The organism is Gallintestinimicrobium propionicum (assembly GCF_025567525.1).
In the GTDB taxonomy this organism is placed as follows: domain Bacteria; phylum Bacillota; class Clostridia; order Lachnospirales; family Lachnospiraceae; genus Gallintestinimicrobium; species Gallintestinimicrobium propionicum.
The window spans coordinates 51,458-65,700 of record NZ_JAOQJY010000001.1; the positions used below are offsets into that span (position 1 = coordinate 51,458).

Sequence of the window (14,243 nt, forward strand, 5' to 3'; positions counted from 1 at the left end):
ATTGAGCGAAACGGACAGAAAAAAGAAACGAAGCTGTGCAACTGCAGCAGAAACAGGAGGAAGCATGGAAGTTTTGTATAGAAGTACGAGAGGAAATGAAGAGAGCGTGTCGGCATCTAAAGCAATTCTGGAAGGTCTTGCATCGGACGGTGGTCTGTTTGTGCCCCAGGCGTTGCCTTCTTTTGATAAAACGCTGGACGAGTTTGCACAGATGGATTATCGCCAGACCGCATATGAAGTGATGAAGCTTTTGCTGACGGATTTTACAGAGGAAGAGCTTCGTTATTGCATCGACAAGGCGTACGACGGTAAGTTCGATACGGAGGCGATCGCCCCGTTGGCAGAAGTGAAAAATGCGTGGTATCTGGAACTGTTCCACGGTCCGACGATCGCGTTTAAGGATATGGCACTTTCGATTCTGCCGTACCTGATGACGACTGCAGCGAAGAAAAATCAGATCAAAAATGAAATCGTAATTCTGACGGCGACCTCCGGAGATACCGGAAAGGCGGCTCTGGCAGGTTTTGCGGATGTGCCCGGCACGAGAATTATGGTCTTTTATCCCAAGGACGGTGTTAGCCCGATTCAGGAAAAACAGATGGTCACCCAGACCGGCGCAAACACCCGCGTGATCGGTATCCACGGAAATTTCGATGATGCCCAGTCCGGCGTCAAGAAGCTGTTTGCAGATAAAGAGCTTGCAGCATGGATGGAAGAAAGAGGCTATCAGTTCTCTTCTGCAAACTCCATTAACATCGGACGTCTGGTTCCCCAGATCGTTTATTATGTTTATGCATATGCACAGCTTGTAAAAGAAGGACGTATCAAAGCAGGCGAGGAGATCAATGTTACTGTTCCGACCGGAAACTTCGGCAATATTTTGGCTGCCTATTATGCAAAAAATATGGGACTGCCGATCAAAAAGCTGATCTGTGCGTCCAATGACAATAAAGTATTATATGATTTCTTCCGTACAGGTGCTTATGACAGAAATCGTGATTTTATCCTTACAACGTCCCCGTCGATGGATATTCTGATTTCGAGCAATCTGGAACGGCTGATTTATCGGATTGCAGGAGAGGATGCTGCATGCAACGCGTCCCTGATGGCGGCGCTTGCAGGTGATGGCAAATATGAAATCACTGCAGAGATGAAAGAAAAGCTCGGTGATTTTTACGGAAATTATGCGACACAGGAGGAATGCGCGGCGCAGATCCGCAGCCTGTACGAAGATACCGACTATGTGCTCGATCCGCATACCGCGGTTGCAGCAGCGGTTTACAACAAATATAAAGAAGAAACCGGCGACACGACAAAAACTGTGATCGCATCTACTGCAAGTCCGTATAAATTCACCAGAACCGTGTTGAGTGCTATGGATGAAAAATATGCAGATATGGATGATTTTGCCCTGACGGAAGAATTGGAAAAGATCAGTGGAGTGAAGATTCCGGATGCGATCACAAAAATCCGCAACGCACCGGTGCTCCATAACATCCAGTGCGAAAAAGATGGCATGAAACAGGCAGTGATGGAGTTTTTGGAAAAACAATAGAATGCACGCTCTTCGAGCATTCTATTGTCATGAATAACAGAATGCGTGCTCTGCGAGCTTTCCAATGGCATAAATCACAAAGAGATGGATGATAGAAATGACGGAGAACCTGATGGTTCTCCGTTTTTTGTGTGCCCGGCAAAGGGGGCGGCAGCATTCTTTGCTGTCGCCCCTTGATTACACAATTGTAAAAATGTGCGGGCTGTCAACAGTGGGGAAAGCCCGTTTATCTTGATGGTTGAAACTGCATTGACGTTATGGGATCCACTGCGCGCAGTTATTTTCTTTCCGACAGCTCCACATAAGGCTGATCGGTGCAGAGCGTCTTATACGCAGGGCGGATGATCTTGCTATTGGTAGCAAGCTCTTCCATGCGGTGCGCGCTCCAGCCGACCATACGGGCGATGGCGAAGATCGGGGTGTAGAGCTCCATCGGCAGTCCGAGCATCTTGTATACAAAGCCGGAATAGAAGTCGACGTTGACGCTGACGCCCTTGTACATCTGACGTTCTTTGGCGATGACGGCAGGGGCGAGACGCTCTACGCTGTTATAAAGTTCGAATTCATCATGCAGTCCCTTTTCTTCGGAAAGGCGTTCTACGAAGCCCTTGAAGATGACAGCACGCGGGTCAGATTTGGAGTAAACCGCATGGCCGACGCCGTAGATCAGACCGGCATGGTCGAATGCGTCCTTGTTGAGCAGGCGTGCGAGGTAACGGCTGATTTCTTCATCGTCTTTCCAGTCGTGTACTTCTTCTTTCATTTCCTCGAACATCTTGACAACCTTGATATTTGCGCCGCCGTGGCGGGGACCCTTTAAGGAGCCAATTGCCGCTGCGATAACAGAATAGGTATCGGACAGGGAGGAGGTGACAACCCTCGTGGTAAAGGATGAGTTATTACCACCGCCATGCTCCATATGCAGAATCAGCGCGATATCGAGGATTTTCGCTTCCAAAGGGGTGTAACTGCTGTCAGGGCGCAGGATATGTAAAATATTTTCCGCCATGGAGAGCGTCTGGGAAGGCTGGTGGATATACAGGCTGTTGCCGTCATGATAGTGGCTGTAGGCCTGGTAGCCGTAGATGGACAGCATCGGGCAGAGGCTGATGAGCTGCAGGCACTGACGCAGGACGTTTGGCAGGGAAACATCGTCTGCACGGTCGTCGTAGGAATACAGGGTCAGAACGCTGCGGGCGAGGGTATTCATCATATCCTTACTGGGGGCTTTCATGATAATATCGCGGACAAAGCTGGTGGGCAGGCTTCGATAGGAATTGAGCAGTCGGGAAAAGGATTCCAGCTCCTCCTTGTTAGGAAGCTTGTTAAACAACAGCAGATAAGTTACCTCATCGAAGCCGAAACGGTTGTCTTTGCTAAAGCCGCGCACGAGATCTTCCACGTTGTAGCCGCGGTAAAACAGCTGCCCATGTGCGGGAACAGCTTCGCCGTTTACGATTTTGGTGGCGCGCACGTCAGAAATATTGGTGAGTCCTGCGAGGACGCCTTTGCCGTTTAAATCCCGCAGACCGCGTTTGACGTCGTACTGTGTGTAGAGCTCAGGCGCAATGGAGCCTGCCTGCTCACTCATTTTTGCAAGCGCAAGGATTTCGGATGTAATATCGGAAAAATTATTCGTAACCTGAAGTTCCATGGAAATACCGCCTTTCTGAAAATAATATATGGCTGTACCGATGCAAAAGAAAAAGGATGCTTGCTGTGCAAAGGACAGCCGGAACATACATAGAAATGAGGATATGTCTGAAAATAGACATGACAGCTGAAATTCGTCGAATACCATTGTGCTTTTGTACCGGAATTTGCTGATTTTATAGTAAATTATAGCACGAGTACAGGAACGGAAACAAGAAAAAAACAAAAAGTTTAGAATAAGTTTACAATTTTGCGAATGGCGCGTGCGAACTGTAATCGAGTGTGAAATCAATGAAAAGAGCCTTAAAAAATCTTATGACAAGTTCTTGCGCGGTATGTGCTGTTGTGATAGATTTTTGGTAGTGCCAAAATCTCCGGCACATGGAGGAAATACAAATGGTCAATCAGAAGATACAGGATCGTCTGGCAGCGCTGCGGGCGGTCATGAAGAAAAACGGCGTAGACTGGTACATGGTTCCCACAGCGGATTTTCACAATTCGGAATATGTGGACGCTTATTTTAAGGTAAGAGAATATTTATGCAACTTTTCCGGATCAAACGGAACGCTGATCGTCGGAATGGACGAAGCTGGTCTGTGGACGGATGGCAGATATTTTATCCAGGCGGAGCGGGAGCTTACAGGAACCGGAGTTACTTTATACCGGATGCTGGAGGACAACGTTCCGACGAAGGAAGAATTTTTACAGCAGAAGATGGAAAACGGTCAAACACTTGGCTTTGATGGTCGTGTCGTCGATACGAGATTTGGTTTGAAGCTGGAAAAAGACCTGGCGGACAAGCAGATTAAAATCGTGTATGGCAAAGATCTCGCAGATGAAGTCTGGACGGACAGACCGGCACTTCCGTGCCATCCGGTTCTGGTTCCGGACGAGGCGCTGTTTGGACAGAATGTTTCCGAAAAGCTGGCTGCAGTTCGTAAAGATATGGCAGCTCACGGCGCGTCCGGTCTGTTTTTGAGCAAGCTGGACGATCTGATGTGGCTGTTGAATATCCGCGGCGCGGATGTGGAATGCAATCCGGTTGCATTGTCCTATGCGTATCTGACACAGGATGAGTGCCATTTCTTTCTCCAGGATGGGGAAGTGACGGATGTGTTAAAAGCGCATGCGGCGAAGTATCACATTACCCTGCATCCGTATGAAGAGGCGGCAGAGTGGATGGAGTCCTGTGCGATCACAGGCAGCGTGATGTGCGATGAAGGCAACGTCAGCTACGCTTTTTATAAGATTTTGGAAAACCGTGCAGAAGTGGTCGATGCAGCGAATCCGACAGAGCTGTTAAAGGCGGTCAAAAATGAAACCGAGCTGGAAAATATGCAAGAGGTCTATTTAAAAGACAGCGCGGCGGTCTGCAAGTTTATTTACTGGGTCAAGAAAAATGTTGGTAAAATTCCGATGACGGAGTATTCCGCTGCGATGTATCTGGATCATCTGCGCAGTGAGATCGACGGTTATCTGGATCTTTCCTTTCCAACGATCAGCGCTTATGGGACAAATGCAGCGATGATGCATTATGAGGCGACCGAGGACAACTGCGCAGCGCTTGCGCCGGAAGGTATGCTTTTGGTGGATTCCGGCGGTCAGTATCTTGGCGGTACGACGGATGTGACGAGAACGATCGTGTTGGGGCCGGTTTCCCAGACGATCAAGGAGCATTACACAGCGGTCGCAAAGGGCATGCTGCAGCTGACAGACGCGAAATTTTTGTACGGCTGCACCGGCAGAAACCTGGATATTCTGGCACGTCAGCCCATGTGGGATCAGAACATCGACTATAAATGCGGAACCGGTCACGGCGTCGGTTATATTTTGAATGTCCATGAGGGACCCCAGGGCATCCGCTGGCGTTTCACCGGCAATCAAAAAGAAGTGCCGATCGAAGCAGGGATGGATGTGACAAATGAGCCCGGTATTTATATCGAAGGAAGCCACGGTATCCGAATTGAAAATGTGATGGTTGCCAGAAACGGCGTGAAAAACGGAGATGGACAGTTCATGTATTTCGATACGCTGACCTGGGCACCGATCGATCTGGATGCCATCGATGTTTCTGTGATGGAGAGAAAAGATATTGAGCGGTTAAACCGTTATCACGCACAGGTGCGCGAAAAAATGACGCCTTATTTGAACGAAGAAGAGGCGGCATGGCTCAAAGAAGCGACACGGGAGATTTAAGGCGGGCAGGAAACACTCAGAAGGAACAGTAGGCAGGACATTTTGAAAAAGAGGTCCTGCCTGTTTTTTATCGTATAGGAAAGTACAGTTTACAAGGGACTACACAGAGTAGGTATCTGACGGGAGGGGTTCCGCCCGTCAGATTTTCCATGTGATGTTCAAGCTGTCGCTTGTAGCGGCTATGGTGGTAATCATTAAATCCACCACCCGCCGCTTGTCGTCAAAGGATACATTCTCCCAAGTGTCGAGGTAGCCGGAAATCTGGCTGACTTGTTCCGGGCTAATGGCTTCCACCGTTAGTTCCGCTATCCTCGCCAGAAGTTCCTGCTTGCGTCCGTCCAGTTCCGCTATCTTCACATTCACATAGGAGAGCAGCACATTGTTTGCGCCCGTCAGACTGTCCACCAGCTTTTCAATCTCGCTGTCCACATGGGCAAGCTCCACTTGCAGGGCGGCAATTTTAGGGTTTGCCTTTGCCGCTTTCTTTCTGCCTGTCAGCGTCTTGTAGCTTGCCAGTTTCTTTACCATCTGCTGATAAACAACCGTTTCCAGTTCCGAAGTGATGATTTTCCCGCACCCGGCACAGCTTTTATTGTCCAGCCGTTTTGTGCAGCGGAGATATTGCTTCCTCACAGGATTGTTAATGCTCATAAGGGCATACCCGCAGTTCCCGCACTTGATTTTTCCCGCCAGCCATGTGTGGGTGGCTTTCCGGGCAGACTGGATTTTCATGTTGTTCATCAGCTTCTTACGACAGGTCAGCCAGATGTCGGAGGGGACAATGCCCTCATGGGGAGCCAGTACCAGCATTTGGTCTTTCAAGTCGTTCTTCTTGCTGGGCTTCACATCCCGCCCTTGATACAGATAGCAGCTGTTCATGCCAGTAAAATCGGCAGCGTCATTGACAATGACCGTCCCTTGACTTTTGAAAAATTCGTACACATCAAGGTCTGCCTGCACATAGACAGGATTGCGTAACATCTGCGCCAGCGTGGGCGTATCAGCTCTTTGCCATGGAACAAAATCCCCTGTTCCGCAAAGTACCGGGTAATGTCCCCGTAGGAGGTTGTGGGCTGGGCATACATCTCAAACATCAGCCGGATATTTGCTGCTTCGTCCGGGTTTACCACCAGCTTCTTTGTGTTGATACCGTCCATCTTAATCGGCTCTGTATGGAAGCCGTAAGGGGCTTTCCCGCCCATCTTGAAGCCCCGCTGACTGCGGGAGTAGTAAGCGTCCGTCACCCGCTTCTGTATCGTTTCCCGTTCAAGCTGGGCGAACACGATACAGATATTCAGCATAGCCCGCCCCATCGGGGTGGAGGTGTCAAACTTCTCCGTAGAGGACACAAACTCCACTTCGTACTTTTGGAAGAAGTCCATCATCTTCGCAAAGTCGAGAATGGAACGGCTGATGCGGTCGAGCTTGTAAACCACCACTTTCCGCACAAGGCCGCTTTCAATATCCCGCATAAGCTGTTGGAATTGTGGACGCTCCGTATTTTTCCCGGAATACCCTTTGTCCTTGTACTCTTTGCAGTTCCCGCCTTTCAATTCGTATTTGCAAAACTCAATCTGGCTTTCAATGGAAATGCTGTCCTTTTTGTCTACCGATTGTCTTGCATAGATTGCGTCTATTCGATTGTTCATATTGTCGCTCCTTTTCTTAAAAAAGAAACGGAGCTGCTGACACCTTTATTATACCGCCAGCAGCCCCGCAAATCAACGATGGCTTCGGAAAACCTTATGCCCCGGCTTCCTCACTCTGCCGTTTGTCGGCATACTTGCGGAATACCTCATAAAGCTGCTGTTTCAGCTCCCGGCGTTTTGCCGCTTCCTGCTCCGGCGTGAACACCGGGGAGAGATTTTCCAGCGTGATTTCCTTTCCTTGAAAAGTCACGACTTCGGTTTCTTTCTTGTATCTGATATGCTCCATAGTACCTCCGTATTTAATTTTCAAAGTGCAGTGCCGCCATGCTGCGGCGTGAAATGTTTTCTGTCATCAATCACCTCTCCTTTGTGTGCTGCTGCCGTTTCAGTTCTGCCAGCACCTCCGGCGGGATACGGTCTACCAGCCGCTGAATGTCTTTCAGCTCGCTTTCCAGCTTTGCCCGTTCCATCGTATCTTTCATCTTGCCTTTTTCACTGGCTTTTGCTCTGGCTTCCAACTGTTCATTTTCTGCTAAAAGGTCGTTTATTGTGACCTTGTATTTTTTGAGCTGACCAGAGAAATTCTCCATCTGCGGAAACCACTTTTTCAGCAGGGAGAGGGCTTCCTCTTTCTTCTTTCCGGCGTTGAACGGGGTAATACCGTCCAGCGTGGCTTCAATGGCTCTTGCCTGTTTGGAGAGATTGACCGCCTGCTTGAACAAACGGGTGGGGATATGCTTCCTGCCTGTCTTGCTGGCACTTTCCCCACGCTCCAAGTCGGGATATTTCTCCACCATATAGGCGTGAAAATCGTCCTGCCATTTTGTGAGGCTGGCTCTGTTCCCAATAATCTCCTTTGCACACAGGCGGTTGTCCTCTGTCAGCGGGACAAAGACCAAATGCAGGTGGGGCGTTTTCTCGTCCATGTGTACCACCGCCGACACGATATTTTCTTTCTCTACCCGCCCGATTAAGAAATCAGCCGCCCTCTGGAAAAATTCCTGTATCTCCTTTGGGGACTTCTTCTTGAAAAATTCCGGGCTGGCGGTAATCAGCGTATCCACAAACCGGGTACTGTCCTTACGGGTACGGCAGCCTGCCTGTTCAATACGGTTCTGTATAAAGTGGTAGTACCTGCCCTCTGGCTTAACGATATGGAAGTTGTACTTGCTCCGGCTGGTGTCAATGTCGGGATTGCTGGCGTACTGTTCCTTTTGCCGTTCGTGATGGGCTTCCAGCGGTCTTGCCGGATTGCCCTTGTGCTTTTCAAATCGCAAAATTGCGTGTTGTGCCATGAAACTCCTTTCCCCATTCCGTTCCTTTCCGGGACTTCTCCACAGGAAAATCCAGCAGAAAATATCTCGGATCGGAAGGGAATGGATAGAATATAAATCAATATTTTTATCTCTGTATTTCTATATACCGTCCGGTTTCCGTACTTCAAGAGAATTGATTATCGTACTTGTGGAGTGCGGTTTTCAGTCCGACCGCGTTCCATAACCGGATTTCTTGAAGTCGGTGTTTGGAACCGCTTCGTAGGATTTTGGGTAAATGCGGTTGGGTTTTCCACAGCCCTGCTTCTGAATCTCTATCAGTCCGGCGTATTGCAACTCCCGCAGGGTGTTGACCGCTTTCTGCCGCCCGCAGTGGAGCAGCTCCACTACCTCGTTGATGGGATAGTAGAGGTAAATGCGCCCATATTCGTCCGCCCAGCCGTTTTTCCGGGACAGGTCTGTCCGGCGCAGGATAAAGGCATACAGTACCTTTGCTTCGTTGGACAGGGGCGTGAATGTGGGGGCTTCAAAAAGGAAATTGGGAAGCCGGGTAAAGCTGACCGCCTTTTCCGGCTGATGGATATAAATGGTGTTTGTCATATCGTGTTTTGTGGACGGTTAGAAGCCCGTTTCCGGGGGTAGACAGTACTTTCTATTGCCTGCCCCTGTTCTGTGCTTGCAAAGCCTTGTAAATCAAGGACTTTTCAGCCCCTAACTGTCCACACAAGACCTCCTTTTCCGTTCACTTTCTGTTTTCTGCCGCCTGTGAACTACGGCGGCACAATCGAGACAGTATTTCGCCCGGTTGGACTTTGGGACAAACACTCTGCCGCAGATCGCACAGCGTTTCAGCTCCTTATCCCGGAAAATCTCCGCTTCCAGCGTTCCGATTTGCGGCAAGACCGACCAGCGGAACCACTTACAGCAGACCGAGAAAGAAATAGTCTGGGGGCAGGTGTGGGTGTCCCCATCGTCAAGGAGCATACAGTTCCCATCCTCATAACAGCAGCACTCCCGGCAGATCAGGGCGTTTGCCTGTTTCCTCTGTGCCGGTGTCATGCGGTAAAGGGAACCGTCCTGCCTGCGCTCTATGGGCGGCAGTCGTTTATATGGGTTCTCTCTCATGTGTTCCCTCCATTTTTCCTTAGCCGTTCTCCCCGAAAAGGCTTCCTGCCCCATTCCTGCGGCGTGTTCCAGCGTTGGCACGCTCCCCGGACTTCGGGACATTTTGTCCCAAAGTGGCTCGTTGCAGTGCTTCCCCTGCCGGGGTATTCCTTTTCGGACGGTCATTCATTTTTCAAGGTGCAGCTCATCGATGAACTACCCTAAGTCTACACCGAAAAGACCGCCCACCCCGTATATCCATAAGGTCGGAAATCAGCCCGGAAAACTCTCTATTTCCACGCTCTTGGAATTGTGGTAGAATAAAAAAGAAAACAGAAATTTAGAGGATATGGGTCTAATGTACTTATTTGTGGAAGTTATTTTTCATGCTGGACAACGAAGAAATTTGCCAAAAACAGGCTACCGTCCAGATGCTATCTTTAATAAACTCGGAGATTATTGGGGAATTACTTTTACTGAGCTGCAAGTTGACAAATTCGATAATCCAACTCTGGCGATAATAAAATTTACATTCCAAGATTGCCATTATAAAGAAGTCTGTTTAGGACAAAAATTTTCAATCATGGAAGGTAGCCACCAAGTCGGCGAAGGAAAAATTATTTCGATAGTCATGAACGAATAAAGTAACTGGACAAGGAGGGATTGCATGGAACTATCCATACAAGAACGATTGAAAGACCTGCGTGTGGAGCGTGGGCTGACGCTGGAACAGCTTGCGGAGGAAATCAATCTCTCCAAGTCTGCGTTGGGCAGTTATGAGGGGGACAAACTCAAAGACATCAGCCACTATGCCATTATCAAGCTGGCGAAGTTTTACGGCGTGACCGCCGATTATCTGCTGGGGCTGTCCCAAACAAAAAATCACCCAAACGCCGATCTTGCAGACCTGCGTTTGAGTAATGATATGATTGAACTATTGAAAAGCGGGCGGGTGGATAATTCCCTCTTGTGTGAGCTGGCGGCGCACCCGGACTTCCCCCGGCTCATGGCTGACCTTGAAATCTATGTGAACGGCGTGGCGGTGAAGCAGGTGCAGGCCGCAAACGCCATAGTGGATACCATGAGCGCAACGATTATGAAGCGGTACAATCCCGGCCTGACCGACCCGCAGCTACGGCAGCTTGTCACCGCCCATATTGACGATGACAGCTTTTGCCGCTATGTGATACAGCAGGACATAAACAAGATAGCCTTCGACCTGTGGGAAACACATAAGGATGATTTTTTCAGCGTCCCGGAGGATAACCCACTGGAAGATTTTTTGCAGACCGCCGAGGAAACCGCCAAAGAGGGCAGCGACCCAGAACAGGTAGCTTTGGCATTTATCTGCAAGCGGCTCAAATTGAATTTGAAGAAGCTGTCCGAAGAAGAAAAGAAGTGGCTGAAAAAGATTGCACAGAAGTCGGACTTGCTGAAAAATCCAAACCCACAGCGGGGGAGAAAATAAGAGAGCGATAAATAAGAAATCTGAAAGGAGTTATCAATATGAGTTATGATTTGATGGTTTTTGAGAGAACAAAAGCACCTACCACAAAAAAAGAATTTATGGCATGGTATGAAAAGCAAACGGAATGGGAGGAAGGACATGATTACCAAACGATTAGTGTTTCTTCTCCGGCTTTACAAAACTGGTTTCTTCACTGTTAATTATAGGATTTAGTACGCTTGCATTTGATATATTACATTTGCTATGCAAATGCCTATCAATCAGATAGTAACTAATCCCACTTGGTTCTGCTATACCGAATATATCAAGACAATCTGGATGAACGGAAATCAATAATTAGGTACAGCAAATGGGACACTCTAACGGTTTTTCTACCACCTTTCAAATTTGATATTTCAATTTCACTGCTATGCACAAAATCCAGATGGTCAAGTTAGCTATTATGACCAAGCGAATGAAAAAGCACCCTTGCGGGTGCTTTTTGTAAAAATATTCAAGTATTCTGTATATTATTCAAGGATTTGACCAGACACAATTATCTTAAAAAGGGACATATTTTAAGCATTTCTTGAAAGTTGTTAATAACTATATATGAAAAAGAAAGCCATTGTGGATAAAACTGCGGAAACTCAAGAGGCTTTGGGTCTTGTCAACCCCCATGAATCATGCTAAAATAGGCGGGTATTTAAATACCGTGCGGACAGGAACCGCAATGTGCTGAAGACTGTTCTGGAGGATGCCAAGGGCAGCCGACTGGAGGGCATCAGCTTCGGCGATGTGAAAGCCGATCTGCATTATACAGAAAGCAAAGATACCGTCTGCCTGCTTTACTACCCGGAAATCAACGAATTCCAGGGGCGGAGAACCGTGCAGGCGGTCATTGAAAGCTGGAGATAGGAAAAATACAAAAAAAGACATAAGAGGAGAGAATGTTATGACAGCAAACAGGAAGGTAACAGCCCGTTATGCGGAGATTGCCCGGTTTCTGGGCTTGCATTTTAACGAGGAATTATGTGTGGCTTATGGAGAAAAAGACGGATTTACACTGCGCGTCAGCGGTCTTGATACTGGCAGGGGTATCGAGTACGGTATGGTCTGCATATCAGTCGGTGTGGCTGAGAACGGCGTGAAGTTTGAACCGGATAAACAGTTCCGCAAGGAACATAAGGGTATCATGGGCGTGGTGCAGGAGAAGCATACGGTCCGGATGACCCTGAAGCGGTATGTCAGGGTAGAGAAAATCAAAGGCATCCTGCAGGAGTCCCTTCCGGCATTTCTGGATATGCTGAGAATGGAAGGCTTCACCAATGGATGCGAGCTCTGCGGCGAAATGAAGGAGACCGGCGCAGCTTACGTGGCAGGCAATGCGATCTGTCTCTGTGATGAGTGTTACGACAAGGCAACCCAGAATGCGGCGGCTTACACTGCCAACGAGAAGAATAAGAAGGAAAACCTGGTGGGTGGCGTCGTAGGCGCTCTCATAGGCTCCCTGCTCGGCGCAGCCAGCATCATTCTGCTGAGCCAGCTGGGCTATGTGGCGGCTATTTCCGGCGTCATCATGGCAGTCTGCGCCCTGAAGGGCTATGAGCTGCTGGGCGGCAAGCTGACGAAAAAGGGCGTCATCATCAGCGTCGTGATAATGATCGTCATGACCTACGTGGGCGACCGTGTGGACTGGGCCATCATGATTGCCAGAGAACTGGAGACTGACGTCTTCTACGGCTACCGCCTGCTGCCGCTCCTGCTTTCCGAGGAAGTCATCGACATGACCAGCTACGTGCTGGAACTGGTACTGCTATATGCCCTTCTGCTGGTGGGAGCTATCCCGACTATCCAGAACGCCATGCGCAAAGACAAGGTGGCAGGAACCATCTGTAAACTGTAAAAAGAGAGACGAGAACGGCCCGGGCTGCGAACCATGCAGCCGGGCCGTTTTGCAACAGTCGGAGTTAATGTCCGGAAACCCCGCCATCCTCGCCCCTCCCCTTGAGTTTCCGCAAAATGTAATTTAAAAATAAATAACTTCTTCTAAAGCACCAATCTGCCAGCTTTTAATGAATCAAAAACGGCAGTATTCCAGATTAGAGGCACTTTAATAAGCCCCGTCGTGAACCGGACTTTAGAAGACTTATTCTTTTATCTATTTAAGCGACCAGCTTAAGGCAGATCTGACGGTATGCCGGACGTTTTGTCCGAAACCAGAGCCGGACGCCTTCTTTTGCATACGATAGTATGCCACGGATGCCTTTTGCCAGTCGGTAATAGCAGAAATATACCTTTCTCTTTACAGGATCTGCTGATTTTATAATTGAAACCTTTACTGCACTTGTTTCGGATTCCATTGAAATCATTGCCAGAAATGCCATACATAAGGTGATATAAAAATTAAGTGCATTGATTGCACGAAGCTTCCGTACACGGAAGTTTTCAAATTGAAACATCTGCTTTATGGAAATGAAAGAAAAATTCCCGCCCATGAATGGGGAATATGCACCAAATGACGATGCTCTTGATGACGATGAAAATTTGGAGTTGCATATGGTTGATTACAGTATTGGATATAATGTAATTTACGCTGTGTTTTCTTGGTCGGTAGCAGACGAGGCGTATGAACTTATGCGTAGTTTAGCTCAAAAACACAAGGTTGGATTTTTTGATGTGAGTGGAGATGATGGCGATATTATTTTGCCAGATGGGATTATGATAAAATAATATGATACATACCTATTCCCATTCTCACTTACCGGGAAAATAGCAAAGCCAGCCGAGCCAGTCAACGGTCAAGATGAACGGCGTATTTCATGCGCCGCCGTTGACAGTCCTGCCCGACTTTGCTAATGGGCAATCAATGCGGGAAAGCCCTAAAACGGCTTCCCGCCCATTTCAAAATTTAGAAAAATTTGGTTATGGAGGGAGTTACAATGTGTGACTACTGTCATAATATTCAGGAATGGAAGAAATTTAACGCACCGAAAGATTATCTGGCGTGTATCGAATACATCCAACAGCTTGTGACAAATGGCGGTTTTGAACTGCTTGAGGAAGAATCCACTTGCCCGTTGAATCAGGTAGAGACCGAAGATGGATGGGCGGATGAAATTATGGTTCACATGGTACGGTGCAAACACTGTGGACAAGTCTTTACCTGTGTTGTCAACACTTATCGTGGTAGTGGTTCTTTCAAAAAGGGTAAAGGTTGACAAGTACGCTTGCTTATCAAAATGGTTCGGGACATTTTGTCCCGTAGTCCGGCGTGGGACGAGGGACGGGGGCTTTCATATCCGCCCTGTCTGCTGATGAAACCAGTCCTGCGCTTGCGGCTCAACGCCACGCAATCACAGCCC

At 48.4% G+C, this 14,243-nt stretch carries 16 protein-coding genes and 1 pseudogene; 10 read left to right on the forward strand and 7 right to left on the reverse strand.

Features of this window, described 5'->3' with window-relative positions:
• The first annotated feature begins 64 nt into the window (after window positions 1–64).
• Window positions 65–1,555 carry a threonine synthase gene (thrC, locus tag OCV62_RS00230; RefSeq protein ID WP_021915947.1) on the forward strand — a complete coding sequence of 497 codons (1,491 nt, stop codon included), beginning with the start codon at window positions 65–67 and terminating at the stop codon, window positions 1,553–1,555.
• Between the two features lie 277 nt (window positions 1,556–1,832).
• Here thrC and OCV62_RS00235 read toward each other — a convergent pair whose 3' ends face one another.
• Entirely contained in the window at window positions 1,833–3,209 is a 1,377-nt protein-coding gene (locus OCV62_RS00235) for a citrate/2-methylcitrate synthase (RefSeq protein WP_021915948.1), read from the reverse strand.
• Window positions 3,210–3,589: 380 nt separating this feature from the next.
• Between OCV62_RS00235 and OCV62_RS00240 the strand changes: the two genes are divergently transcribed.
• On the forward strand, window positions 3,590–5,404 hold the full coding sequence (locus tag OCV62_RS00240; RefSeq protein ID WP_262584594.1) for an aminopeptidase P family protein: 1,815 nt from the start codon (window positions 3,590–3,592) through the stop codon (window positions 5,402–5,404).
• A 138-nt stretch (window positions 5,405–5,542) separates the two neighbouring features.
• Here the strand turns inward: OCV62_RS00240 and OCV62_RS00245 are convergent.
• The 5 genes and pseudogenes from OCV62_RS00245 to OCV62_RS00265 all read right to left on the reverse strand — a co-directional run bounded on the left by OCV62_RS00245 (window position 5,543) and on the right by OCV62_RS00265 (window position 9,452).
• Window positions 5,543–7,053 (reverse strand): annotated as a pseudogene (locus OCV62_RS00245) (recombinase family protein).
• A gap of 94 nt (window positions 7,054–7,147) precedes the next feature.
• Window positions 7,148–7,339, reverse strand: coding sequence for a hypothetical protein (locus OCV62_RS00250; RefSeq protein ID WP_262584596.1), 192 nt, complete (start codon window positions 7,337–7,339; stop codon window positions 7,148–7,150).
• Window positions 7,340–7,409: 70 nt separating this feature from the next.
• On the reverse strand, window positions 7,410–8,348 hold the full coding sequence (gene mobV, locus OCV62_RS00255; RefSeq protein WP_262584598.1) for a MobV family relaxase: 939 nt from the start codon (window positions 8,346–8,348) through the stop codon (window positions 7,410–7,412).
• 183 nt (window positions 8,349–8,531) lie between these two features.
• Window positions 8,532–8,927 carry a replication initiator protein A gene (locus tag OCV62_RS00260; protein WP_262584600.1) on the reverse strand — a complete coding sequence of 132 codons (396 nt, stop codon included), beginning with the start codon at window positions 8,925–8,927 and terminating at the stop codon, window positions 8,532–8,534.
• Window positions 8,928–9,038: 111 nt separating this feature from the next.
• Window positions 9,039–9,452, reverse strand: coding sequence for a cysteine-rich VLP domain-containing protein (locus OCV62_RS00265; RefSeq protein ID WP_262584602.1), 414 nt, complete (start codon window positions 9,450–9,452; stop codon window positions 9,039–9,041).
• 337 nt (window positions 9,453–9,789) lie between these two features.
• On the opposite strand from OCV62_RS00265, the gene OCV62_RS00270 reads away from it, so the two are divergent.
• The 5 genes from OCV62_RS00270 to OCV62_RS00290 all read left to right on the forward strand — a co-directional run bounded on the left by OCV62_RS00270 (window position 9,790) and on the right by OCV62_RS00290 (window position 12,784).
• On the forward strand, window positions 9,790–10,074 hold the full coding sequence (locus OCV62_RS00270; protein WP_117466771.1) for a hypothetical protein: 285 nt from the start codon (window positions 9,790–9,792) through the stop codon (window positions 10,072–10,074).
• A 24-nt stretch (window positions 10,075–10,098) separates the two neighbouring features.
• Complete coding sequence (locus OCV62_RS00275) at window positions 10,099–10,899, forward strand: helix-turn-helix domain-containing protein (RefSeq protein ID WP_262584604.1); 801 nt, start codon at window positions 10,099–10,101, stop codon at window positions 10,897–10,899.
• A 38-nt stretch (window positions 10,900–10,937) separates the two neighbouring features.
• Entirely contained in the window at window positions 10,938–11,099 is a 162-nt protein-coding gene (locus OCV62_RS00280; protein ID WP_165853143.1) for a hypothetical protein, read from the forward strand.
• A gap of 514 nt (window positions 11,100–11,613) precedes the next feature.
• Window positions 11,614–11,796 (forward strand): hypothetical protein, encoded by a 183-nt coding sequence (locus OCV62_RS00285; protein ID WP_117961124.1) that lies wholly within the window; start codon window positions 11,614–11,616, stop codon window positions 11,794–11,796.
• Between the two features lie 37 nt (window positions 11,797–11,833).
• Entirely contained in the window at window positions 11,834–12,784 is a 951-nt protein-coding gene (locus OCV62_RS00290; RefSeq protein WP_262584609.1) for a hypothetical protein, read from the forward strand.
• 259 nt (window positions 12,785–13,043) lie between these two features.
• Here the strand turns inward: OCV62_RS00290 and OCV62_RS00295 are convergent, their stop codons facing one another.
• Window positions 13,044–13,340 (reverse strand): transposase, encoded by a 297-nt coding sequence (locus OCV62_RS00295; protein WP_262584610.1) that lies wholly within the window; start codon window positions 13,338–13,340, stop codon window positions 13,044–13,046.
• A gap of 7 nt (window positions 13,341–13,347) precedes the next feature.
• Between OCV62_RS00295 and OCV62_RS00300 the strand changes: the two genes are divergently transcribed.
• The 3 genes from OCV62_RS00300 (at window position 13,348) to OCV62_RS00310 (ending at window position 14,099) form a co-directional block, all read left to right on the forward strand.
• On the forward strand, window positions 13,348–13,611 hold the full coding sequence (locus OCV62_RS00300) for a hypothetical protein (protein ID WP_262584611.1): 264 nt from the start codon (window positions 13,348–13,350) through the stop codon (window positions 13,609–13,611).
• A 73-nt stretch (window positions 13,612–13,684) separates the two neighbouring features.
• The gene (locus OCV62_RS00305; RefSeq protein WP_262584612.1) at window positions 13,685–13,828 is read left to right on the forward strand and encodes a hypothetical protein; all 144 of its coding nucleotides are present in this window, start codon (window positions 13,685–13,687) and stop codon (window positions 13,826–13,828) included.
• Window positions 13,821–14,099, forward strand: a complete 279-nt coding sequence (locus tag OCV62_RS00310) for a hypothetical protein (RefSeq protein ID WP_117466780.1) — start codon at window positions 13,821–13,823, stop codon at window positions 14,097–14,099. The genes OCV62_RS00305 and OCV62_RS00310 overlap by 8 nt, the downstream gene beginning before the upstream one ends.
• The last annotated feature ends 144 nt before the right edge of the window (window positions 14,100–14,243 follow it).